The sequence below is a fragment of the Sphingobacterium mizutaii genome, assembly GCF_900187125.1.
GTDB lineage: Bacteria > Bacteroidota > Bacteroidia > Sphingobacteriales > Sphingobacteriaceae > Sphingobacterium > Sphingobacterium mizutaii.
Window position 1 is genome coordinate 2430583 of the sequence record NZ_LT906468.1, and the last position, 25705, is coordinate 2456287.

The window sequence follows — 25705 nt, forward strand, 5'->3', positions numbered from 1 at the left end:
CCTTTCCCTTGCTCGTGATGAGAGTCACTGAAAACATTTAATGTTATTAATAATAAGCTAATAAAGCTTTGTTTTTAATATAAACCAACCAAAATATTAACTAAATAAAAAATGATGAAAAAAATCAGTTATAAATTCATGTGTGTGCATTAAGGGGCATACTGATCATCTATTGCTATCTAGACATTTGCAAGATCAATATTTTATTGGGCGGTAATTATCGTTTAAAAAAATATGGTTGCTTAACATCTTTCCGATAGCCTGAATAGATTAAATATTTCACATAAGGTATTTTATTGTATTGAATTTATTTTGATAACGATATGCACAAGTATGTCCAAAATCCAGTATTGATATTAATAAAAATGCTATTAGGTCTAACCGATGCACTTTGTATTAACCTGTTATTCTTAATCGTGTCTGTTGCAGGTATTAACTTGGGATTAGTCATAGAAAAGGAGATAATCTCAAGTAATTTTTATTCACTCTGGCTGACCTTCAATCTGGTTGCTATTATTTCTTCCCTTTATTTCAGGTTATATGAGAGTCAGGTTATCGAAAAGCTCGAATTGGTATTTCGGCAGACCAACCTTTCCTTATTAACCATGTTTTGCGTATTTGCGACCTGTGTTTTGATTGGCTATCATTTTAAGGGGGTACTTTATTTTCTAGGGGGAATTTTCATATCCCTTATATTTTATGCCATCTTTTCTAGGTTCTTGTTGACTTATGTATATACGGTCTTTCCGAGAAGGTTTGGCTGGAGCAAAAACGTAACGATCATAGGTCATAACGACTATATAGGTGCAATTGAAGGTAGTTTAGGGCATTACCATGCTTTTTATAAGATCAACACCATCAAATACAAAAGGGAAGATGAACTAAAAAGTAAAGAAGAAAAGTTAGCGCAATTTCGCGAATATTTTGAGGAGGTTTCCAATTTGGGAATCCATGATGTCTTTATCATAAGTTCCCCTGATATAAACAGTTATTCCAAGGATCTCATCGCTGAAGCAAATAACCATTGTGTACAGATCAATTTTGTTTCACCTGCCATTACGGATCAATATCATAGGAAAACTAAGGGAAATATCTTGGGTGCAAGTCTCCCCATCATTCGATCACATGAGGATTCACTCTCTAACATTGAGAATCGGTTAAAAAAACGGATTGTTGATATTATTATTTCAGGATTGGTCATTGTTTTTATCCTGAGTTGGATGGTACCATTGATTGGATTATTGATCAAGATCCAAAGTCCTGGACCAATCTTTTTTAAGCAACCTCGCTCTGGCCGGAACAATGAAACGTTCAACTGCCTAAAATTCAGGAGCATGGTCGTCAATTCAGAATCGAATAAAGCACAAGCTAGCAAGGACGATAAGCGGATCACACCTATTGGTAGGTTTTTGAGGAAGACCAATTTAGATGAGTTTCCTCAATTTATCAATGTATTTAAAGGACAAATGACCATTGTGGGCCCTCGACCACATATGTTATCCCATACTGAGCATTACAGCAAATTAATCCAACATTATATGCTGAGGCATTTTGTCAAGCCGGGTATTACCGGATGGGCGCAGGTCAATGGCTACCGAGGAGAAACCAGGGAGTCTGACCTGATGGCAAAAAGGGTAGAATATGACTTGGAATATATCAGTAATTGGACTGTCATGCTGGATTTTAAAATAATTTTTATGACCGCATGGAACATGCTTCGAGGCGAGAAGAATGCTTATTAATCATCAATTAACCCATATAAAAATAAGAAAACAATACGAATTATGAAGATCAGATTTTATACCATTTTTTACTTGCTATTGAGTTCTCTTGCATTTATGCCTTTGGAACTCTATGGTAATGGGCAACGCGATAGTATCCCCCAATCAGCCTACCTGAATGGTTTCCCATATCCGAACGCGTTAGGGGTTCATATGGGTTCCACAGGCGTTGGTTTACATTTTTACCAACCCATTGGGCCACAATTCGGATTTCGGTTTGGAGCGAGTTATATGCCCTTCAACAGCAATATCACTGGTACCTATAACAATTTATTAACGAGAAGTGATGCCCAAGCAAAATCAGGCAATGTATCAGTGGCTTTTGGCTGGAATCCCTTTTACCTAAAATCTGGTTTTTTTAGAAGTTTCAATATACAGGCGGGTGCTGCCTATTTCTATAAACTGGATGGCCAATTGACCACCCGGTTAAAAGATCCCTATAGATTTGGGGACATCCAGGTGAATCCGATCCACACGGGCACTATAAGTACCCAGGTTGATTGGAAAAAATCTTTGAGTCCTTACGCTGGGATTGGCTGGAGCAATATCATTATTGACAGTCGATTTTCAATGAACCTGGACCTGGGATGCTATTTCCTCTCAAGGCCAACTGTCAGGATGGAAGCGACAGGACTATTAGAGAGAAATGTAAATAACACTTCCAATATCGAAAATAACATAAGGAACTATCGCTATTTGCCGCGTGTGGAATTTGGCTTTAGCTATAGATTCTGGTAAGTAATTATTGAAAACAAAATGATGAAAAAGATAAACAAACTAGTGATTTACGGCTTAGCGATTTCACTATTTAGCACCTTAAATTCCTGTGAAAGTCCGCTGAAAGACTTCAATTTACAAGTCAGTACAGAGGTAATCAAGCATAATATCACTTTAAAAGTAGCAGATCCAGAAGGTCAAAACATACCTGGCGTTTCCATTTCCCTGGCTTCTGGTGATATCCAGGACATATATAACCTGAAAGGGAAAAAGGAATTTAAATTTATAGACAATCTCATCACGTTGGGATTAACCCCGAACCGTATCCCCAATTCAGAAAGACCAATCCGGTTTCGGGTCAAGTTAACTGCCAATGGTTATACCAGTCAAACTGTTCCAGTAGCCATTACGGATGCTTCTTCAGGCATACAAACCATAATACTTAGCAAACCATTGGTGATTCCAGTCGGGGTAAAAGAGCTAATCGATAATTTGGAACTTGATAAAAAAGGATCCATATCCAAACTAACAACCATTAATATTCCTTCAGCTCAAGGGATTGGAAACATGACAATGACGATTCCGAGTGGCACGCAATTTTTGGACGATGCGGGCAATATCATTACGGGGAATTCATTACAGGTGACTGTAACCAATATCGATGGCAATATCAATGAAGCGACCAGGCTTTTGCCAGGCGGAACCCTTCGAGCAGACCAAGTCATACTTAAGGATGGCAGAACAGCTTCAGGTACCTTTAGCCCAATCGCTGTGGCCAAGGTCAAGATGTTGGTGAATGCTACAGAGGTGAAGAAATTCAGTAAAGCTATCATGGTTCAGATGCCAGTTTCTGCTAAGCATATTAGTCCAATTTCTGGAGAAACACTAACAGCTGGAAAGTCATTCCAAATCTTCAGCTATAGTGCGGACGAAACTTGGCGGTATGAACAGAACAGTTCCGTGAGTGGGTCGGCTGCGAAAGGCTATTCCATTAATTTTCCAATTAGCCATTTATCCTACTTCTTAGCAGGAGAATTTGGGGAAGCTTGTACATCAGCGAGAGTAATTAAATTTTTCGGTGATTGGATGGCAAATGGATCTACCTATCCAATCCAGGTGGATGCCATTTGGGGCGGAAAAGTGATCTTTTCAAACCAGTATTCCATTAATCAAAGCAATAATAGCATCAGCTTAATGGATGTTCCAACCAACGATGTCACTTTTGTGGTAAAGAATAGTTCAGGTAGATTTTTGGCAGAAGGTGCACTCGGACCCTGTGGTCATAGCACCAACATGATATTACCAAATCCAGGTGAAGTAACGGAGGCGATTTCGACTTTGCAGTTATATGTAAGGTGCCCTAATAAAACCTCAGTAATTACCTTATTACCAACCTTTCAGATGTTTTATCGTATCAGTGGAACCACTAACTACAAGTTTTTGGGAACAGTTGGCAATGGATTTTTGAGGACGACATTATTGAAAACTGATGGTACAAAGTATGATTTCAAAGCGATCTGGAATGATCGGATCAAGATTGTCAATGGGAAAACAGTGAAAAAAGACAATTCCGCCACTGTTGGCACTCTTCCAGGAAATCTGATTGGAACGATGGATGGGGCAACAAATTTGGCCATTCTAAAAGAAGAGTGCAATAAATTATAAACAATTAGGATTACCAAAAAAACCAAGTGAAAGCTTGTGATTGTAGGGAAATATACCGGCCGGGCGAGCTGGCCGGATATTTCTATTTGTTCCAAAGTACATAAAAAAGTCATGTTAAACATTTTTAATTGGAAGCCAAAATATCCAGATCTCGGATGGATGTCAGTCGATATCCACTCACATATATTACCGGGCATTGATGATGGCTGTGAAAATCTCAAAGAAAGTGTTGAACTGTTAAAAAGGTTAGAAAATCTGGGTTTAAAGAAATTCTTTTTTACCCCCCATATCATGAGTGAAATATATCCTAATACAATGGAAACCATTTCCAATAAATACGAACAATTAAAAACAGTAAAAGAAGCGGCTCATCTCATGAGCGGTTTTGCAGCAGAGTATATGGTTGATACTTCTTTCGATAAAATGCTCAATAATGAGCCTGAAAAAATCCTGGCTCTGCCCGGTAATTATGTCTTACTGGAGCTTTCCTATCTAGAGGAAAGCAAATTGATTGAAAAAGCGGTATTTGATTTAAAGATAAAAGGCTTTTTTCCAATTCTAGCTCATCCAGAAAGGTACTTATACTACCATAAAAGTCCACAAAAAATACAACGACTCAAAGAGATAGGCTGCCTGCTACAACTTAATCTGCTCTCCATCTTTAGTTATTATGGAAAAAACGAAAGTCGCATGGCCAATTTCTTAATAGAGAAAGGATGGATTAACCTTCTAGGGACAGATTCACATCATACCAGGCATGTCAAAGCCCTAGAATTAGGATTGCAAAGGAGGGATATCTTAAATCAGTTTAAAAAGTGCACAATACTCAACGAGGAATTATTTGCCAAAATACCTACTTAAATAGAATAAAGAACAAGAACAGAATTTAATTAATGAATTTCCCAATGAAACATGAAACCAAAAAACAATCTCATCTCCGATGGGGATTATTTTTCCTTTTGCAAATCTTATTAATAACCAGTTGTTCCGTCAAAAAGATTGTTTATTTCAATGATCTACCCAATGATGATCTAAATATTTCTAAAGAAGGATCCGTTTATTCAGAGCCAAAAATTCAGACTGATGATATCCTCAGTATAGTAATACAGACGCTTGATCCAAGCTCAAGCTCAGTTGCCAATCAATCAGAGGTTATACAGGCAGTTGGGGCCAGTTCTGCCACCAATGTTGGAAACCAGGTAATTTCAGGATTCTTGGTTGATAAAAACGGAAATGTAAATATGACCTTGATCGGGAAAGTTTATGTTGCTGGGCTCACTACTTTCCAGGCCAGGGAAAAAATCACTGAACTTGCTGCACAGTATTATAAAAACCCTACGGTCCAGGTTCGTTTTGCCAATTTCAAGATCACGGTTTTAGGAGAGGTGACAAGGCCTGCTACCTATACGGTTCCTAATGAAAAAGTAACGGTTTTTGATGCCCTTGGTCTTGCTGGGGATATGACAATTTATGGAAAGCGGGAGAATGTTTTATTGGTTAGAGATTACGGCAGCAAAAAAGAACTCGTCCGATTGAATCTGAACAACAGTGAATTGCTGAAATCTCCGTATTTCTATTTAAAGCAAAATGATGTGATTTACGTCGAGCCAGGCAAGAGCAAAGCCGCAGCTAACAATGCTGCAAGAACCCAAACTTTTGCCATAATCGGTTCTGTTTTGTCGGTACTGATAGTCGCCTTAACACGACTTTAATATTCAATCAATTATAAAAAAACACAAAAATGGCTAATAACAAATTAGATTGGGACGATGAAGTTTTCTTTGATAACAGGAAAAGTGACAACAAGGTTTTCCTTCGCTTTTTAGGAAGGATCATTTCCAACTGGTATTGGTTTTTAATATGTGGATTAGTGGGTGCAAGCTTTGGATATCTATTTTTGAAGCACTCCATTCCAAAATATAAAATCCATGCTAAACTATTGGTATCTGACGAGAACAAAGGAGGTGGATTATTTGCATCATCGACCTTGGGTGAATTAACTGACTTTGCCGGCATAAAAAATTCCGTGGACAATGAGGTAGAGGTTTTAAAAACAGACGATCTTTTAAGGGAAATGATCCTGACGGAGAAATCTTATATATCTTATCAAAAAATTGGAAGGCTTCAGGATGTGCCGGTCTATAGTGCTCCATTTGATGTCCAACTATTGAGCAATCCAGATTCGATCCTGTTTAGCAGGGAATATTTGGTTAAATCCATGAAAGAAGGTCAATTGGTTCTTTCTTCCTTAGATACAGCTTTTAAGGTAAAAATAGGACATGAATTTTTCCTTCCGCATGTAGGTCGGATCGTGATCAATGATGTCAAAAGGGAGATCAATGCGGGGAATTATGGTTTCAAAATTTCTCCAGTTCGCTCGGTGGTGGAAGCTTTTCGAGCCTCGCTAAGCGTTTATGTCACGAACAAGAATGTATCCACCATAAATTTAACCTTAGAGAACCAACTGCCTAAAAAAGGGGAGGAGCAGTTAAAGACCCTGATCGAGAAATATGTGGAATTGAATCTGCATGATAAAAATGTAATTGCTGATTCTACTTTGGCATTTATCAATGCCCGATTATACAAGATTACCGAGGAGCTCGCAGGGGTAGAGGATCGGATTTCGGGATACAAAAAGCAAAACCAATTGGCGGACATATCTGAGCAAGGGAAATTATTGCTTGCGAGTTCCGTCAGTTATTCCAAGGAATTGGCTGAGGTGGAAACCCAACTTTCATCCATAGATGCCGTAGCTGGATACTTGAAGAACAGCCAAAACCCGAGGGTGGTACCATCATCAGTGATTCCGCAGGATGTTGGATTCAATGAGCTGATTCAGCGATATAATGAATTGGTCTTGCAACGCGAACGGCTTTTACTGGCAAATACCGAAGATAATCCATTGGTAGTGAATATCACAAATCAGATTGCTGGCGTTCGCCAGGACATGATTTCAAATGTGGCTTCGACACGAAGACAGCTGGAATTGGTAAAAGACAGCCATGAGAGTTCAGCCCAAAACGTGACTTCACAGATCAAACAGGTACCAACCTTGGAACGTGGATTTATCGACCTGGCTCGTCTTCAACAAATTAAACAGGCACAATATGTTTTTCTACAGGAAAAATGGGAAGAGACTGCCATTAGACGAACTGCAAACGTTTCCAACTCCAAGGTCATTGATTCTCCAAAAGCCGATAAACATCCTTTTTCTCCGCATAGAAACCTTGTTTATGGTTTTTCACTATTGGCTGGTTTACTGTTACCGTTTATCACCTTTAACTTAAAGGATCTATTGAATTTAAAAATTAGGGGGCCACAAGATTTGGAAGACTATCCACATCTACCGGTTTTGGGTATGGTCTCTCATTCCGATGAAAATAATCAGGTTGTCGTATCGAAAACATCAAGGTCAGCGATAGCAGAACAGTTTCGATCCATGCGGACGAACCTGGAGTTTATTTTGAAAGGAGGGAAGTGCATATTATTCACTTCTTCGATGTCTGGTGAAGGGAAATCATATGTTGCTTTAAATCTAGCAGTTTCTCTAGCGCTATTGAATAAAAAAGTACTCCTAATGGAACTCGATTTACGAAAACCTTCCTTAAGCAACAAATTAGGTTTACCAACGGGAAATGGATTTTCTCATTTCATTGTACGTTCTGAGATGCGTTCTGAAGAAATCATCATGAAATCAGGAGTACATGAGCTAGTCGATCTCATTCAGGCAGGTGCGATCCCACCGAATCCGGCAGAGTTACTGGTCCATCCTAGGTCTACCGAATTGATGAAAGACCTGTCCAAAAAATATGATTATATATTAATGGACGCTCCTCCAATAGGTATGGTTACGGATGCCCAGTTATTAGCAAGGTTTTCAGACTGTTGCTTGTATCTGATTAGGCAGGAGATGACCCATAAAGAGCAATTGCGTATACCGGAGGATTTGATTAAAAAATGGAAGATAAGCAATATCCAACTTGTTTTGAATGATATCAAAACACATGGCAATTATTATTCAAATTATGGCTACGGCTATGGTTATGGATATGGCTATGGCTATTCAAATGGCTTGGGAACCTATGGGAATTTTGAAAGGAAAAAATATTGGTGGTCATTAAGAAAACGAAAAAGAAGCATTAAGACAACATGATCATCATAATTAAAGGAGCTGACCTTAAATCACAGAAAAAGCATGCTTAATATACTTAATGGAAGATTTAACAAATTGATCTTTGTATTCTTCTTAACAGGAATAGGTCAGCTTTCAATTTTCATGTTTTCAGTGGTGAGTGTAAATAACTTGGATTCGGCGTTGCTAAAAGATATTGGTCTAGTTGACAACGCTTACCTGATCATTTCTAGTGTTATCTCCATTGGGATTACCCAATATTATGCGAAGGATATTGCAAATGAAAGCACTTGGTTAGAAAGTTATAATAAATCCTTGTCCTTTCGATTGGTCCTATCCTGTATCGTTTTTATGGTTGGACTTGTTCATTTATTGATTACTGGAAATACGGTACAGCTGATCTTATTGTTTGCACCCATCATTGCGATAAATGGTGATTATGCCTTATATATGCGAGGGAAAACAATTCAAGCTGCTTTTTCGAGTTTTATCAGGAACACCTTCCCGTACATTATCTTAAGTATCCTGATTGCTTTGGGATTAGCAGTGGATGTTATTGTATATGTATTGATTCTAGGCTTATTCTTAATCGTTGCAAGCCTGTTGGTCAATAGATATCTAATCTTTAGTTTTTATAAGAATTTCAACTTTAAGATTGAATGGAACCGCTTGGGCAAGATTATCCAAGTTGGCATAGGGACCAGTGTTTTTAATGTCATTAAAAACTTCATATTCATTATATGTGCGGCCTATTGGACAGGTATAGGTTTAGCGACAATCTATGCTTTCCTAAAGTTGTACCTCATGTTTTTTGGGGTCAAAAGGATGGTCATCCAAACCTATATCAAGGAAATAATTTCTGATAAAATCATGTCTGTCAAGATCAACTATATGATTGGAATAGGGGGCTTGTCGCTGGTGCTCTTATTATTGATTGGAGGGCCATTTTATTTAAAATGGTTTTTTGATGAATCTAAATTAGATATCCAAGTATTACATTTCTCTTTGTTGTTTATTATAGTCTGCAACAGTTTTTATTCGGTTGAATTGACGAGGTTATTGGCATTAGGTTATTTTAATCTATATAGTGCCATTACCATAATTGCCTCCAGCATCTGTTTAATGTTGGTGTGGCTGTTCAACAAATTCCATTTCCCCATTTATTCCATTTTTATCCTAATCGGATTATATGACTTAATTATCAGTTTGAGCTGTAAGTTTTTGCCTATTTATAGACTCAGGCTGATTCCAAAACGGATTAATTAACAAAGAGCATGAATAAATATTGATAAAAGTAAAATGAAAAATTTGGTAGTAATATTTGGAAGGTTTCCGATATATTTTTGGTTTCTAATACTTTATATGATTTCCTATATAGGGTCAAGTTTGGTATTACATGAGTTTAGGTATTTTAAATACGTAATTACATTTTTGTTCTTTTTTGTTTTTGTACTTCCTACTTTTCAAAGTATAAAGTTTTCCAATACCTACTATAAGCGATTAGAGTTCTTTTGGGTTTTCATCGTTCTCATCCTGTTGACGGGGATATCCTATTTCCTGGTAGACTCCTTTGACCCGGTACAGTTTGTCAAAGACTTTAGTTTTATAGCCATTTCCATCATGTTTTATTTCTTGTTGCCCATCATGTATAAACAGGGGCAGGATAGGAAGATAAACTACTCTTATATGTTTATTCGGTTTGGTTTTATTACGATTTCCATTATTTTCCTTTTTATTTCTGCCAAGAACATTTTGATGAGTCCGTTTCAATTCAACCTGTTCAGGTTCTTAATAGACTCCCAATCACCATTTGAAACTACCATGGCATTTCCTATGGGGATGTTCGTGATATTTTTCAGCTATTATAATAAGAAAGCGCTGTTTTGGACTTCATTAATCTTTACCCTTTTATCATCCAAACGAATTGTTATCCTCGCTTTGATATTGATCTATATCATTAATAGATTAACGCCGAGCATACGGTCTCTGAATAAGCAAGCCGTTATTTTAATTGCTGTCATTATCAATCTAATCTTTGTCTACATCATCATCCAATTCTCTTTATCGAAATATGACCCATTCATCGAACAGTATCTAGGCCTATCTGCGGATTATATATCGATGGGCAGGAAGTCTATCTATGAAAACCTATTTTCCAGGGATGAAGGCAATTGGGTTAAATTCTTTTTTGGAAACGGCTTGGGTACTTCGTATGTGGAAACGACCAATTTTCTGGAGAAAGAGGAGAACCTGCATTCGGATGTATTGAAATTATTTTTTGACACAGGATTATTGGGCTTAGTCATTTGGATAGTATTTATTTACAAGCTGGGCTTCATCAATAAAATTGCTTTTTTACTGACCATCTATTTAAACATTCTCTACATAACAGATAATGTGCTGATCTATTACGACACCATGATCGTGTATTATTTAATGATATTCTTTTTCCATATCCGAAGAACAGAAATTATTCAGGGATCCAAACAATTGCTCACCACAAACTGATATAATCATGGATAATAACAATAAGGTAAAAGTCCTGTTTCTGGTTCAACTACCACCACCCGTACATGGGGCTTCATTGATGAATACCTTTATTAAAACATCAGCACTCATTAATAACCATTTTAGCACGAAACATATTAATATTTCTGCAGCAAATGAGTTAGCCGATATAGGGAAATTACGGAAAAGGAAAATTTTTAATTTTCTAGGGATGTATTTCAAGGTGTTGAAGGAGCTCATGGTCAATCGACCAAATCTGGTTTATCTCACCATCAGTCCAACGGGTGCTGCTTTTTATAAAGATGCGATTTTCGCACAGATGGTAAAGTTATTCAAAGTTAAAATAGTTTATCATTTACATGGTCAAGGGATATACAAGGTGATCAATAGCAGCAAAAACAAATATCGCATCTATAAATATGTTTTTAAATCAGCTGATATTATCATTTTATCCAAGATGTTACTTTTTGATATCATAAAAGTACGTGATGTCAGTAAGAATGTTTTCATATTACCAAATGGCATCCCAAAAAGTGTAATTACCTTCCCTGAAAGAAACCATAATGGTTCCCCGAAGGAGATTAGGATATTATACCTTTCCAATTATATACCAGCTAAAGGAGCTCTTTTAGCCTTAAAAGCCTTTCACAGCATATTAATGCAAAGCAATAAACCTGTAAGCTTTGAACTATTTGGCGGTATTTCCAACCAGGCCTATTTCGATTCCATAAAGGATTATGTAAGGGAAAATAAACTTGAGGCGCATGTATCTATTAATAGTGGAATTTACGGGGAGGAAAAAATAAGGAAAATGGAAACCTGTGATATTTTTCTGTTCCCGTCCCGATTTGAATGTTTTCCACTGTCCATCATCGAGGCCATGATGTGTGGTTTATGTATTGTCTCAACAGCTGTTGGAGCCATCCCAGAACTCGTGTTAGAAAATAATTGTGGGCTATTGTCCAAACCTGAGGATTTAGAGGAATTAACCTCAATCCTTTCCATGATTGTTGAAAATGACGATCTGCGAGAAAAGTATTCCAAGAATTCCTTGAAATCTTTTGAGGATAAATATCAGATGGAGGCTTTCGAAAATTCTCTAATAAACATCATTAATAAAACCCAAAATGCGACCAATTAAAAAACTTGTAGAAAACATCCCTCCCGCGGTAGGTGTTCCACTGAACCGGATACCATTCTCGCTGCGATTAGGAAGAAATTATTGTCAAAAGAAGTCCAAAATCCAATATTTCTTGGACCTGAACGATCGACAGAAAGAGATCTATGTAGAAAAGTCTTTTGGGGAACTGGTCAAGTACTTTTCCGAAAATTCGGACTTTTTCAGATCCCTTTTACCTAATAATCTCAACCAATCCTACCTTGAATTTCCAATAATTTCCAAAACAATATTAAAGTCGGTAGGCATTGATGAAAGGACTGTACGGGAGTTTGCCTTTGCAAAATTCAATACAGGCGGTACATCCGGAAGACCCATGGATTTTTTCTTGGAAAAAGGATATTATGCTCGAGAATGGTCCCACATGCATTTCTTATGGGAAAGGATTGGCTATAAGTACATCAATACTAAAATTACCATTCGGGGGAAAAAGCTCCATAGTCTGATTCAATACAATTATAACCAGAATGAATTTTTACTGGATGCTTATGCAGAATTAAAGACCGCTGATTTTGAAATATTGCTAAAAGTCTTTAAAAAATATAAACCAACTTTCATCCATGGCTATCCTAGCTCGATCTTTTATTTCATCAAAACCGTTGAATTAAAATTTCCGGCGCTTTTCGAATATCTTCAAAAAAACATAAAGGGGATTATGTTCAGTTCCGAATATCCTTCTCCACAGTATAGGAACTATATTGAAAATACAATTACGGAGAATACCGTTTCTTGGTACGGCCATACAGAGGCAGTAGTTCTGGCAGGAGAACTGTACAAAAAATACGAGTATGTCCCTTTTCTTTCCTATGGATTTGCAGAAGCCGTAAAAATCAATGGCAGCTATCATTTGATCGGCACCTGTTTTTCCAATAAAGCCACTCCATTTATTCGATATGATACGGAAGATTTGATAGAACCGAATTTTTCCAATAATGGCTATTTGAACAGCTTTAAAATTAAGGAGGGAAGGATAGGGGAGTTTGTGATTGATAAAAACGGGAATTTGATTTCATTGACGGGTCTGATCTTCGGCCAGCATCATAAGCTATTTGATTACATTGATTTTCTTCAAGTGAAACAACCTACACCTGGAAAGTTGATCGTGTATTACTCTTCCAAATTGGAAATCCAATATCCGGATGTCCTATTCGACACTAGAAACATCCAAATCGACTTTAGTTTCGAACAATATAAACAACCTATAAAAACGTCCTTGGGGAAGGTTCCATTACTTATTAAATAATTATGAAACAACTCATTCAAAATTTCAAGACAGGAGCCTTATATGTTGATGAAGTGCCACAACCAAGCCTTTCACAAGGACAGGTATTAATTGAAAATGCATTTTCTTTAATAAGTGCTGGAACGGAAAGGAGTACGGTAAAGGTTGCCAAGGCGAGCTTAATTGGGAAAGCAAAACATCGTCCGGATTTAGTGGCTCAAGTGCTTCAAAACATCAAAAAAGAAGGCTTAATGGCGACCTTGGATAAGGTTAGGACCAAACTGGATTCATTAAAGGCTTTAGGCTATAGCACTGCAGGAACGGTAATAGCTTCTATGGATAGCATGGGAAAGTTTTTACCCGGAGATCGGGTTGCCTGTGCAGGACAGGATTATGCCTCACATGCTGATATTGTTTCTGTACCCCAAAATCTGGTCGCAAAAATCCCAGATGGTGTCAACATGGAAGAAGCTTCTTTTACCACCTTGGGAGCCATTGCGCTGCAAGGTGTCCGACAAGCAAATCCAACACTTGGGGAAAGGGTATGTGTCATTGGGCTAGGACTTTTGGGGCAGATTACCTGTCAATTAGTAAAAGCTAATGGATGCCAGGTGTTTGGAATAGACCTTTCAGATCGATTGATCACTCTAGCAAAGGAACTCGGCATTGAAAAGGCGCTGAACAGGAATGATCCAAATTTAAGGGTTGCTTGCGAAGAATTTACCAAGGGAATAGGTTTTGATTCTGTGATCATCACTGCTGCGGCTCCTTCCAATGATCCAATCGAGCTTTCTTCTGAAATATTAAAAAAGAAGGGTTCTGTAGTGATAGTCGGGGCAGTAAAAATGGATATTCCAAGAGATCCTCATTTTTATAGAAAGGAATTGGATTTGAAGATGTCATGTTCTTATGGCCCTGGGAGATATGATGAAAAATATGAAGAACTTGGCATGGACTATCCTATAGCCTATGTGCGTTGGACGGAACAAAGAAACATGGAGACGTTTTTGGAGCTATTAAGGAGCAAAAAAATCGACATTAAACCGTTGATTTCCCATGTTTTTAATATAGTTGATGCTGGAAAAGCCTATGATATCGTTTTAGGGAAAAATCCGGAACCACATATTGGGATCTTATTGCAATATAACCCTAATTCAAAAGCATCAAATTCCTTAGTTAGCTTAAAATCGGATCCTATACAGGATATTAACATTGGTTTCATTGGAGCAGGAAGCTTTGCGCAAAGTTATTTAATCCCAAATGTAAAACGGTTACAGGTTTCATTAGACGTAGTGGTCACTTCTAAGGGAATAACTGCAAAAAATGTAGCTCATAAATTTGGTTTCAACAGTTGTTCTACGGATATAAAAGATGTGATGGAGAATGAGAAAATCAATAGCATTTTTATTGCCACTCCACACTCATCGCATACCAAACTTGCCATTGCAGCTTTAAAAGCCAGAAAATCAGTATTTGTCGAAAAACCATTAGCAACCAGCTATAAGCAATTGATGGAAATTACTGAGGTAAAGAAGGAGAACAATTATCCATTAATGGTTGGTTTCAACAGACGTTTTGCACCAATATCAGTGCAAATAAAAAAATCATTTGAAAATGTTGAAGAGCCTATTGTCGTGAATGTTCGGGTCAATGCAGGTTTTATTCCTAAGGATCATTGGACACAGATAAAAGAAATAGGAGGTGGAAGGATTATTGGCGAAATGTGCCATTTCATTGATCTAATGCAATATTTTACAGATTCAGAGCCTATTCGGGTGTTTTCAGAATGTATCAATTCTTCCAATGGTAAAATCACGAATGAGGATAATATTGCTGTAGTGGTAAAATTTAAGAATGGTTCGGTTGGAAACTTAACCTATTTAGCAAACGGGGATAAATCATTAGCAAAGGAAAACATCGAAATATTTGGAGCTGGAAAGGTTGGTGTCATCAAAGATTTTAGAGAAGGTTATCTATATGAAAATAATAAGATGAAAAAGCTCAGTTCGGTTGGAAAAGGGCATAAAGAGGAATTGGAAGCCTTTCTGTCGGCCATAAGGGCTGGAAATGATGCACCTATTCCCTTTCAATCCATCTATCTAACGACTCTCACTACGCTTAAGATAGTCGACAGTTTGAATACAGGCTTACCTCAAATGATTGAAATGTAAGGATCGTATGATGAATTATTATTATTCCTTTCAAAAATTAAAAACATACTGCGAAAGCCAAGAATTTAAAGGTTGGGACCCTTATGATGGGTTAAACAGTAGGTTTTTCAGAAATATGCCCTTTTCAAAATTGGAGTTGCCGAGACTGGCTTGGATCCAATTTTTTAAAAGGAGCCACATCAATTTTAGGCCACTATTTGGCGTAGATAAAGATTATAACCCTAAGGGAATTGGGCTATTCTTAAACGGATATTGTAATCTATATAAATTGGCACCAAACGAAAATTATCTACAAAAAATAATAGAGTTAGCAGATCTATTAATAAAAATAAAAAACGAAGGATACTCTGGGGCATGTTGGGGTTATAATTTTGACTGGCAAGCTCGTGCTTTTTTCCAACCAAAAGGAACACCAACGGTTGTAGCAACCACATTTATAGCATCAGCTTTGCTTGAAGCATATCGGATTACCAAGCGCTTGGAATACTTAAATACGGCAATAGATACCCAGTATTTTATATTAAAAGATTTAAATAGGACTTATGATAAGGATGGAGATTTCTCATTTTCTTATTCTCCTCTGGATAAAACCCAGGTCTTTAATGCCTCCTTGTTAGGGAGTCGATTATTAAGTCAGATATATGGGCACACGAAAGATGAAAACTTATTGACTGAAGCAAGAAAATCGGTTTCATTTGCTGCCAAGCATCAACAAAAAAATGGAGAATGGGCTTATGGAACTTTACCTTTCCATCAATGGATCGATAGTTTCCATACTGGCTATAACCTAGAATGCATACATGCCTATCAACAATATTCTGGAGATAAGAGCTTTAATCAGGTCATAGAAAGTGGGACAAACTATTACCTAAAGAACTTTTTTACAAGCAAGGGAATTCCAAAGTATTATAATAACCGAATCTATCCAATTGATGTACATGCCACTTCGCAATTGATTATAACACTTTCCAGACTAAAGATCTGGGATGAAAATATAGACTTGACCAAGAGTGTTTTGATGTGGACCATAATCAATATGCAAGATCCAAAAGGATATTTCTATTATCAGTTAAAAAAGAATTTCAATTCTAAGATTCCGTATATGAGATGGGCACAGGCTTGGATGTTTTATGCTTTCACAGAATTTTTATTCAATGAGAATACTTCTGAATTAGCAACAAACAGCAAAGTTACATTTCAAGTTAAACGAAATTAATCCGAAGGTCTTTGGGGCTCCATTTTTATAATAAAAAGCCTAAAAACAGCAATTAATCAATAAATCAAAAGCGAATCTATTATGGAATCTAAAAAGATACCTACTGTAAATATCATGAATTGCCCTATCCATTCATTAACTATGGGTCAAACAATAAAAGAAATAGAAAACAATATTAAGCTAAACAAACAGACACACCATGTTGTAGTTAATGCGGCAAAATTGGTGAACATGCAGACAGATAAAACGCTATATGACGCGGTGGTAAACTGTGATATCATCAATGCGGATGGGCAGAGTATTGTCTGGGCGAGCCGGATATTAAAGCAGCCTTTGCCTGAGCGCGTAGCAGGTGCAGATTTAATGATCAATTTAATGGATTTGGCAGGAGAAAAGGGTTATAAGGTCTTTTTGTTTGGTGCGAAGGAAGAGATTGTTTCGAAGGTAGCCAAGATGTATCGGGATAAGTTTGGAAATCAGGTAATTGCAGGGTATAGAAACGGATATTATGCTGAAGGAGAGGAGGAGGCCATCGCGAAAACGATAGCCGAAAGTGCTGCACAAATGCTATTTGTTGCCATTAGTTCCCCTAAGAAAGAGATCTTTCTAAATAAGTATAAAGACATCATCAAGACTCCATTTATAATGGGAGTGGGAGGGACATTTGATGTGATTTCTGGACATATCAAAAGGGCTCCGATTTGGATGCAAAAGGCAGGTTTAGAATGGCTTTATCGAACTTATCAAGAACCCAAAAGGATGTGGAAACGGTATTTAATAACAAATACCAAGTTTATTGAGCTATTATTTCGAGAAAAGTTCATCAATAAAACCAGATGAATATGAATAAATCCATAATATTATTCCTGTTGTATATTTTCCCGACAATATCATTAGCACAGCTATTCGAAGCATCAAAATATAAGGGTTTTATAGAATCTCAGGTTGGTATGACTAACAAGGATGTCGTTCCTTTTTGGATGCGATCAAACCAATTTGGGTCCATTCCGGCAACTGGTTTATCAAACAGTTGGTTAATTGGATTTCAGAAAAACTTAAAGCAGATAGAACCCACTGATTTTTCATCCTTTGATTGGGGATTGAATTTTGAAAGCAGGGTCAATTTGGCTGGGAAATCAACTGTAGACCTCATTGAAGGTAACCTTAATGCGAAATGGTGGATATTTGAGGGGAAAATTGGTCGTAGCAAAGATCTTATGGGATTGAATGGGGACAGTACCTTGAGTTCCGGCAACTTTTCTATTTCAGGGAATTCATTAGGCATTCCTAAAATGGAAGTAATAATTCCGAATTTCTATAGAATACCCGTATTGGATGGCCTTATTTCAATTAAAGGAAATTTTGCTTTGGGTTATATTGGTAAAACAAGGATGAATCCAGGTGTATTTTTAGTGAAAACCGAAAATCATAAAATGGAAACTTTTTACCATCAAAAGTCATTATACGGAAGGATTGGGAGAGAAAATTGGAAGATCAAACTATATGGCGGCATCAATCACCAAGCATTTTGGGGAAGTGAAAAACAGATATATGGGGATGAGTTTTCGCTGTCTAATTTTGGAGCTTTTTATTATGTCTTTTTTGGAAAAGCCTATTCCAGTGAATTTATTGGGAGTTCTAAAATTGGAAATCATCTTGGTTCAATAGATTTAGGTGCATCCATTAACCTTAAAAACGTCAAAATAATAGGGTATAGGCAGAATTTTTATGATGTAGGAGCTATTTCAAAACTGGCCAATATTCGAGATGGATTGAATGGAATTTCAATTGAAAATTTGAAATTTAACACCGACAATAGTAAGCCTTTTCGCTGGAAGAAGGTTTTAGTGGAATATTTTTACAGCAAAGATCAAGCAGGCTATCCATGGTCGATTACAACGGCATCTGGAGATGAAGATTACTATAACAATTCATATTATTTAGATGGATGGACCTATAAAGGTTTGGGACTAGGAAGCCCACTAATCATACCCAGCAAAGACGCCAAAGAAGGACAAGTATACAATCCCATAAAGTATTACATTAGCAATCGGGTATCTGCAATTCATGTTGGCTTTGATATTAATTTATTCCAAACGAATTTGTTATTGAAAGGAACTTATTCAAAGCATTTTGGGACATTCAGTACAAGTCCATGGGGCGGTTCTTCAGGGAAACTATTTGAAAAACCTTATGGATTATTTAAGCATGTGGATCAATTTTCTTTTTATCTAAACGCCAGCAGATCATTTAGAAACAATTATACAATTGGTTTAATCGGATCCGCTGATTATGGGCAAATGTTTAGGAATAGCTTTGGGACAATTATTTCGGTTAGAAAGGAATTCTAAAGTTTTTGATTTTTTGTTATAGGGTTTATTAAATAAGGAACACTTTATAAGATTTAGTGAATTCTTAAAGATTTGGTTTATTTAACTTAATAGGATTTTGATAATTTCAATATATCAGGAAAATAGCTAGGTACATTGAGTTTGTTAGGTTATATAGATTTTGGGGTAATATTCTAGATTGGTAATATGTCAAATAATTTATATTATGTTAAATAAGTATTAAGTAATATACCCTTCTATTGAAAGAATCTCTAATAATATTAATCCTACAGATTCTATAACTATTAGATATCTGTAGGATTATGAATAATATTTATTGGATTATAGCAGCGGCTACTGTAATATTAGTTCTGGGATCAATTATTATTGCTCTGGAATTTTCTGGGAAATCCTTTTGTTGGTCAAATACAATTTCGTCCGCAGACTTAATTAATACACGACCAATATCATTTAGACCAATGGCTTGATCATATTGTGGTTCTTGCGTATGAACATCATATTTAAAAAGAATTTCAGGAATTTTTATTTTACTTACTTTAGAATGTGTCTGTAATAAATAGATCTGCCCTAAGTCAAGTTCCTTATTCTCAAACCAAGAGATATTTGCTTCAAATGATTTATCTGTTTTTGCTGGATGGTTTGCACTGACAATAAAATCTCCTCTGGAAATATCAATATCATCTTCTAAATGAATAATTACAGAAGATCCATTGTGTGCTTCGGGCAATTCTTCGTTGTTAAATTCAATTGTTTTTACCTTAGATTTAGAGCCATTCGGTAAAACTAATACCTCTTCCCCTACTTTCAGCCCCTCTCCTAACACTCGTCCTGCATATCCCCTATAATCATGTAAATCAGCACTTTGTGGACGAACAACGCACTGTACTGGAAAGCGCCAGCCTTGATTTGCAAGTTCTTCAAATTCAACTTCTTCTAGATAGGTTAGCAATGGTGCAGCATGGTACCAAGGCATTCTTTGGGACTTTTGGACGATATTATCACCTTTTAAGGCTGAAACAGGGATGAAATCAACGTCTTCTAAGCCTAATTTATTGGCAAGAGTTAGATATTCTGTCTTGATGTTTTCAAAAACTGCCAATTCATAGTCTACCATGTCCATTTTATTGACACAGACCAGCACCTTTTTGATTCCTAATATTTTTGCAATAAAGGAATGCCTTTTGGTTTGTTCAATGACACCTTTTCTAGCATCAATTAGGATAATGATCAGATCCGAATTAGAAGCTCCGGTAACCATATTCCTAGTGTATTGGATGTGGCCTGGTGCATCAGCAATGATAAATTTCCTTTTTTCAGTTTGGAAGTATTTATAGGCGACATCGATTGTGATACCTTGCTCACGTTCTGCTTTTAGTCCATCAGTAAGGATCGCTAAATCAATTGTTCCATCATCGTTCTTTCGGTTGGCTTTTTGGATAGCTTCCAGTTGATCATCAAGAATGGAATTGGTATCATATAATAATCGGCCAATCAATGTGCTCTTTCCGTCGTCTACAGAACCGGCCGTTAAAAATTTCAAAATGTTCATGTTCTTTTCCTCCCTTTAATTAAAAATAGCCTTGTTTTTTACGGTCTTCCATTGCAGCTTCAGAAACCTTATCGTCCAATCTAGCACCGCGTTCGCTAACCGTTGAAGCTTTGATTTCGTCGATGATATCATCCAATTCAGTTGCAATAGAGTCTACAGCAGCTGTACAGGTCATATCACCTACAGTTCTGAAACGCACTGATTTATGTTCAACAACATCAGCGTCGTCTATCTGAAGGACAGGATCTGCCGCCATCCATTGGCCATTTCTAAAAACCACGTCCCTTTTGTGGGAGAAATAAATGGATGGCAAAGCGATCTTTTCTCTTTTTATATAGTTCCAAACATCGAGTTCAGTCCAATTGGAGATTGGGAAAACACGTACATTTTCTCCTTTTTGGATCTTTCCATTAAAGATATTCCAGAGTTCTGGTCTTTGTCTTTTTGGATCCCATTGCCCAAAATCGTCTCTTACGGAAAAAATCCTTTCTTTGGCTCTGGCCTTTTCCTCATCGCGACGAGCTCCGCCAATACAAGCATCAAAGCCGTTCTTTTCGATAGTGTCGAGTAAAGTCACGGTCTGCAACGCATTTCTACTGGCATTTTTACCTTTTTGCTCAACCACCTTCCCAGCGTCTATGCTTTCTTGTACATAGCCCACAATCAGTTTTTCGCCAATTTGATCCACTAGCCAATCACGAAACTCTATAGTTTCAGGAAAATTATGGCCGGTATCAATATGTACTAAAGGGAATGGAAATTTACCTGGTCTAAATGCCTTCTTTGCTAAGTGGACTAATGTAATTGAATCTTTTCCTCCAGAGAATAAAAGTGCGGGATTTTCGAATTGTCCAGCTACTTCTCTCAATATGTAAATGGCTTCTGCCTCTAAATGATCTAAGTAATCCATTTTGTAAACTAATTATTTATGTGTTACATGTAATCCACACTCCTTCTTTGATTTATCTTCCCACCACCATCTGCCGGCACGGAAGTCTTCTCCTTCTTGTACTGCCCTGGTACAAGGTTGACAACCAATACTGATAAAGCCTTTATCATGTAATGGATTATATGGAACGAAATTGTCTTTTAAGTAATTTTCTACCTCAGATAATGTCCAATTGTACAAGGGATGTATCTTGACGATTTGGTTTACTTCATCCCATTCTACAAAGTCCATTTGATCTCTGTTTTGAGATTGTTCAGCACGAATACCCGTAATCCAAACCTGGTAGCCTGCGATAGCTCTTTTTAAAGGTTCAATCTTCCTGATATAGCAGCATTCTTTTCTATCTTCAACTGAATTGTAAAAACTAGACGGTCCTTTCTGTTCCAAAAGACCTTCTACTGCCTTAGTTTCGGGATAATAAGCTTTGATTTTAAGCTTGTAAAGGTCTAAAGTCCGATTCCAAACGTAATAGGTTTCGGGAAAAAGTCTACCTGTATCCAAAGTGAAGATTGAAGTCTTTGCATTTTCTTGAGCCAATAAATGGGTCAACACTTGGTCTTCAATGCCAAATGAAGTTGAAAAAACCGCTTTATCAGCAAATTTCTCATCTATATATAGAATTATAGACCGAGCATCTGCTCCGATTAAGTCTGCTTTAATTTGCTCGATCATATTCATTTTGTTTGATTAATTGTTCTGTATGTGCATTGAGCACTGTTATTTTTTCCTTTAGGTCTCCAGAAAGTTGATTTCTGAGATCAGCCATGAGATGAAGCGTTTCATCAATCTCCTCGGGCAATAATTCATTCAAGAATTCTTTCAGCCTTTTGGCAATCGTTGGAGACTTGCCGTTTGTAGAAATTCCGATTTTCAGGTTTCCTTTTTGGACTACAGATCCCAAATAGAAATCACATAAGGACGGTTTGTCGGCCACATTTAAAAGGATGTGGTGATTTGAGCAAAGTTCCCTGACATAATTATTCAATTTGGGATTGTTGGTTGCCAGCACGACTATTTGTTTAGCAAATAGGTCTACAGCTGTAAAAGGACGTTTATGGACCTTTATGTTTTCCTTGTTCTTTACAAACTCATAGAATTCAACACAAACATCTTCTGCAACCACCATGACATTAGCATGTGGTGAATTGGAAATAATAGCCTGTATTTTTTCCAATCCAACAGGACCAGCACCAACCAATAAGGTTTCTATCTGATCTAATTTGATATATATTGGAAAAAGTTGGTTCATTAAGCTTCAATGTATTGTAATTGTTCTTTCACCTTTTCAAACTCCAAGTGTTTTGCCACCACTTCGCCCAGAACGATTATAGCAGGCACTCCAATAGCTGAAGCTTCCGCCTGTTCAAGGATATTCTCTACTCGACCAAGTACAATCTTCTCATTTGGAAGCGAACCATTTTGAATCAATGCAATTGGAAGATCAGCTTTACCATTCTCTTTATATAAATCAATGATTTGTTGAAGCTTAGCAAATCCCATCAAAACTACCACTGTAGCATTTGTATTGACTGCAGTATATAAATCTTCAGATAGAAAACCTGCTTTTGTCGCTCCGGTAATTACCCAGAAAGATTCAGAAATACCTCTATAGGTCAAGGGTATTTGTTGCAAGCCGGTAAGACTGATCGAAGAGGATAAACCTGGAACAACTGCTGTTGGAATATTGAATTTTCTTACAAAATCAATTTCTTCTCCTCCACGGCCGAAAACAAATGGATCTCCACCTTTCAGCCTAACGACATGGCCATGGGTCAAGGCATAATCAACGAGAAGTTGATTGATCTGATCTTGTGAAGTAGAAAGTTGTTCAGCACGCTTGCCGACATATATTTTAGTACAATCTTTTGATGCTAGTTCGAGCAATTCCTCATTGACCAAAGCATCATATAGAATGACATCTGCTTGCTGAATTGCCTTTATTCCTTTTAAAGTGATTAGGTCTGGATCACCTGGACCAGCGCCTACCAATGTTACAAATGGTTTTATTTCCTTCATGTTCTCTCCTCTCTTATTGGTTTACTACACGCCATTCTTCCCTACGTAATTTTGCCTCAATGCAAAATGCCTTGGCTTGTAGCAAATAGGTTCTTGCGAATTCTTCGGAAGGCTCGTATTTATTAATCTGTAATACTCTATCTGAAAATGTAGATGGAAACTGGAAGTAGTCATCATTTACATAGTTATCATCAAACTCTTGAATTACTGCAGTTTGTGTGGAAGCATTTATCCCTTTATCTAACAATAATGCTTTTGCGGTCCATACAAACGAACTGTAAGAATGATAGATGGCATCAGCGAATTGCTTTTGCTCTAAAGCCAGTTCTGCTAATTCTAATTTTTCTTCAGCCTCTAATAACAGGGTTGCTACAAGGTCTATTACAACACCCGCACATTCACCAACACCAATAGCAGTCTCAAAACTTTCCTCATGACCCCAATCGATATGCTCGTCTGCACTTAGATTTCCCAGTTCAGCCAATGGCTTCAATAACCTATAAAAATGATCTTTTCCTTGTTGCTCATAGTATGCGATGAAGTTTTGTTCTTTATTCTTATTGGACTTAAAATCAGCCAATATTACATCGACTACTTGAAGCACCCTTTTAGTAGGAACTTTGATCACGCGGTCAGCAACTCTTCCTTTACCATCGCCAAGGGTTCCTCCTCCAAGCATAACCTGTGCCGCGGGAACTACATTACCATTCACTTTTACAGAGCTACCATGGAATCCGATATGGGCAAGCCCATGTTGGCCACAAGAGTTCATACAGCCAGAGATCTTAATCTTCAGCTCTTTTTCTTGGATAAAATCCTGATGGAATTCATGGATATAGTTTTCTAACACTCTTGCCATTTCAGTGGAATTAGAAATTCCTAGATTACAGGTGTCTGTTCCTGGGCAAGTAGTAATATCCGCAGTGCTATTGTATCCTGGTTTTGCAAAGCCTAATTTCAAAAGCACATTGTAGATGCTTGCCAAGGATTCAAGACGGACATATTTGAACAAAAGATTTTGATCTTGGGTAATTCGTATATCGTCAGCTACATGATCTCTGATACCATCAACTAGTACACGTGCTTTTTCAGTAGAAATATCTCCGGTTTGGATATTCGCATAAACGCCATAGTATCCTTTTTGCTTCTGTTCGAACGTATTTGTCGCTTTCCATAACTCAAAACCGAGTAGATCATGAGCGGTTTCTTCTTCGACCTCTTTTGTTGGAGGTTCTGGTTGAGAAACAGCATCAATATCGAAAGAAACCAATTTATGTTTTACAGCTATTTTCTCTTCTTCAATCAGGTTCAAAACAGTTTCTAGGCCTAATTTCTGAACCAAGAACTTAAATCTTGCTTTATTACGGTTATTTCGCTCTCCATAGCGATCGAAAACGCGAATGGTAGCCTCTGCATATGGAAGGATTTCATCCTCCGGGAGGAAATCATAAACTTCATGTGCTAAGATGGGTTGAGCACCCAAGCCACCGCCTAACATAACCTTAAATCCTCGCTGCTCTTTACCATCTACGATTCTAACCTTAGGAATAAAGCCAAAATCATGGATATATGAGAATGCAGTATCCTTATCAGACGATGAAAAGGAAATCTTAAACTTCCTGCCCATTTCTGCGCAGATTGGATTACGAACGAAATATTTAAAAGTTTGATGAGCATAAGGAGAAACATCAAATGGTTCCTCAGGATCAATCCCTGCGGTTGGAGACGCTGTAACATTCCTGACCGTATTTCCACAGGCTTCTCTTAAGGTCATATCATCCTCAGCAAGCTTAGCCCACAGTTCTGGGGTTTTATCTAAGCTTACGAAATGGATTTGGATGTCTTGTCTGGTTGTTAGGTGAAGGTTTTTGCTTGCGTACTCATCCGAGATATCTGCGATTTTTAATATCTGCTGAAAAGTAACTTTTCCAAACGGGAGTTTGATCCTCACCATTTGAACACCCGGTTGCCTCTGCCCATATACTCCCCTAGCTAAACGCAAGGATCTGAATTTTTCCTCAGGCAGCTCACCTTTCCGATATGCCCTGATCTTCTTTTCTAATTCTATGATTTCCTGTGCTACTACAGGATTCTCTAATTCTGTCCTAAAGCTCTGCATACTATCTTCAATTATTAAAAAGGCAATTATTCACCTCTTTAGTTAGGTTATTGTTAATGTTTATTCGACAAATGTATAAAATAATTATAAAAGAACTATACAAAGTCTACCAAATTACTATATATTTGTGTA

The 25705-nt window shown here is 37.2% G+C and carries 20 protein-coding genes; 14 read left to right on the plus strand and 6 right to left on the minus strand.

Translation table 11 applies throughout. From position 1 onward, the window contains the following. Positions 1 to 365 precede the first annotated feature (365 nt). The 14 genes from CKW03_RS10490 to CKW03_RS10555 all read left to right on the plus strand — a co-directional run bounded on the left by CKW03_RS10490 (position 366) and on the right by CKW03_RS10555 (position 18940). Complete coding sequence (locus CKW03_RS10490) at positions 366 to 1742, plus strand: exopolysaccharide biosynthesis polyprenyl glycosylphosphotransferase (protein ID WP_157739485.1); 1377 nt, start codon at positions 366 to 368, stop codon at positions 1740 to 1742. Between the two features lie 42 nt (positions 1743 to 1784). Next, positions 1785 to 2519 carry a hypothetical protein gene (locus tag CKW03_RS10495; RefSeq protein ID WP_093096510.1) on the plus strand — a complete coding sequence of 245 codons (735 nt, stop codon included), beginning with the start codon at positions 1785 to 1787 and terminating at the stop codon, positions 2517 to 2519. Positions 2520 to 2537: 18 nt separating this feature from the next. Continuing rightward, entirely contained in the window at positions 2538 to 4163 is a 1626-nt protein-coding gene (locus CKW03_RS10500; RefSeq protein ID WP_093096512.1) for a hypothetical protein, read from the plus strand. Between the two features lie 159 nt (positions 4164 to 4322). Beyond that, positions 4323 to 5024: a tyrosine-protein phosphatase gene (locus tag CKW03_RS10505; protein WP_139185444.1), complete on the plus strand. Its 702-nt coding sequence runs from the start codon at positions 4323 to 4325 to the stop codon at positions 5022 to 5024. Positions 5025 to 5122: 98 nt separating this feature from the next. Continuing rightward, positions 5123 to 5875, plus strand: coding sequence for a polysaccharide biosynthesis/export family protein (locus tag CKW03_RS10510; RefSeq protein ID WP_236736460.1), 753 nt, complete (start codon positions 5123 to 5125; stop codon positions 5873 to 5875). A 29-nt stretch (positions 5876 to 5904) separates the two neighbouring features. Continuing rightward, on the plus strand, positions 5905 to 8316 hold the full coding sequence (locus CKW03_RS10515; protein WP_093096516.1) for a GumC family protein: 2412 nt from the start codon (positions 5905 to 5907) through the stop codon (positions 8314 to 8316). 42 nt (positions 8317 to 8358) lie between these two features. Next, positions 8359 to 9561, plus strand: a complete 1203-nt coding sequence (locus tag CKW03_RS10520; RefSeq protein ID WP_093096517.1) for a hypothetical protein — start codon at positions 8359 to 8361, stop codon at positions 9559 to 9561. A 96-nt stretch (positions 9562 to 9657) separates the two neighbouring features. Continuing rightward, positions 9658 to 10803, plus strand: a complete 1146-nt coding sequence (locus CKW03_RS10525) for a hypothetical protein (protein WP_093096518.1) — start codon at positions 9658 to 9660, stop codon at positions 10801 to 10803. Positions 10804 to 10810: 7 nt separating this feature from the next. Then, entirely contained in the window at positions 10811 to 11944 is a 1134-nt protein-coding gene (locus CKW03_RS10530) for a glycosyltransferase family 4 protein (protein ID WP_093096521.1), read from the plus strand. Next, entirely contained in the window at positions 11931 to 13223 is a 1293-nt protein-coding gene (locus CKW03_RS10535) for a hypothetical protein (RefSeq protein WP_093096524.1), read from the plus strand. The genes CKW03_RS10530 and CKW03_RS10535 overlap by 14 nt, the downstream gene beginning before the upstream one ends. A 2-nt stretch (positions 13224 to 13225) precedes the next feature. Then, the gene (locus CKW03_RS10540; RefSeq protein ID WP_093096526.1) at positions 13226 to 15373 is read left to right on the plus strand and encodes a bi-domain-containing oxidoreductase; all 2148 of its coding nucleotides are present in this window, start codon (positions 13226 to 13228) and stop codon (positions 15371 to 15373) included. Positions 15374 to 15380: 7 nt separating this feature from the next. Further along, the gene (locus CKW03_RS10545; protein ID WP_093097778.1) at positions 15381 to 16589 is read left to right on the plus strand and encodes a glycoside hydrolase family protein; all 1209 of its coding nucleotides are present in this window, start codon (positions 15381 to 15383) and stop codon (positions 16587 to 16589) included. 231 nt (positions 16590 to 16820) lie between these two features. Beyond that, on the plus strand, positions 16821 to 17429 hold the full coding sequence (locus CKW03_RS10550; RefSeq protein ID WP_197700926.1) for a WecB/TagA/CpsF family glycosyltransferase: 609 nt from the start codon (positions 16821 to 16823) through the stop codon (positions 17427 to 17429). Between the two features lie 2 nt (positions 17430 to 17431). Next, positions 17432 to 18940, plus strand: coding sequence for a capsule assembly Wzi family protein (locus tag CKW03_RS10555; RefSeq protein ID WP_169918995.1), 1509 nt, complete (start codon positions 17432 to 17434; stop codon positions 18938 to 18940). 313 nt (positions 18941 to 19253) lie between these two features. Here CKW03_RS10555 and CKW03_RS10560 read toward each other — a convergent pair whose 3' ends face one another. The 6 genes from CKW03_RS10560 to CKW03_RS10585 are packed head-to-tail and all read right to left on the minus strand — an operon-like array spanning position 19254 to position 25573. Next, positions 19254 to 20489: a sulfate adenylyltransferase subunit 1 gene (locus CKW03_RS10560; RefSeq protein ID WP_093096531.1), complete on the minus strand. Its 1236-nt coding sequence runs from the start codon at positions 20487 to 20489 to the stop codon at positions 19254 to 19256. A 19-nt stretch (positions 20490 to 20508) separates the two neighbouring features. Then, on the minus strand, positions 20509 to 21399 hold the full coding sequence (gene cysD, locus CKW03_RS10565) for a sulfate adenylyltransferase subunit CysD (protein WP_093096533.1): 891 nt from the start codon (positions 21397 to 21399) through the stop codon (positions 20509 to 20511). 12 nt (positions 21400 to 21411) lie between these two features. Then, positions 21412 to 22110, minus strand: a complete 699-nt coding sequence (locus tag CKW03_RS10570; RefSeq protein ID WP_093097780.1) for a phosphoadenylyl-sulfate reductase — start codon at positions 22108 to 22110, stop codon at positions 21412 to 21414. Next, positions 22094 to 22687, minus strand: coding sequence for a precorrin-2 dehydrogenase/sirohydrochlorin ferrochelatase family protein (locus tag CKW03_RS10575; RefSeq protein WP_093096535.1), 594 nt, complete (start codon positions 22685 to 22687; stop codon positions 22094 to 22096). The genes CKW03_RS10570 and CKW03_RS10575 overlap by 17 nt, the downstream gene beginning before the upstream one ends. Then, on the minus strand, positions 22687 to 23454 hold the full coding sequence (gene cobA / locus CKW03_RS10580) for a uroporphyrinogen-III C-methyltransferase (protein WP_093096537.1): 768 nt from the start codon (positions 23452 to 23454) through the stop codon (positions 22687 to 22689). Before cobA ends, CKW03_RS10575 begins: the two co-directional genes overlap by 1 nt. A gap of 13 nt (positions 23455 to 23467) precedes the next feature. Then, positions 23468 to 25573, minus strand: coding sequence for a ferredoxin-like domain-containing protein (locus tag CKW03_RS10585; protein ID WP_093096540.1), 2106 nt, complete (start codon positions 25571 to 25573; stop codon positions 23468 to 23470). Positions 25574 to 25705 lie beyond the last annotated feature (132 nt).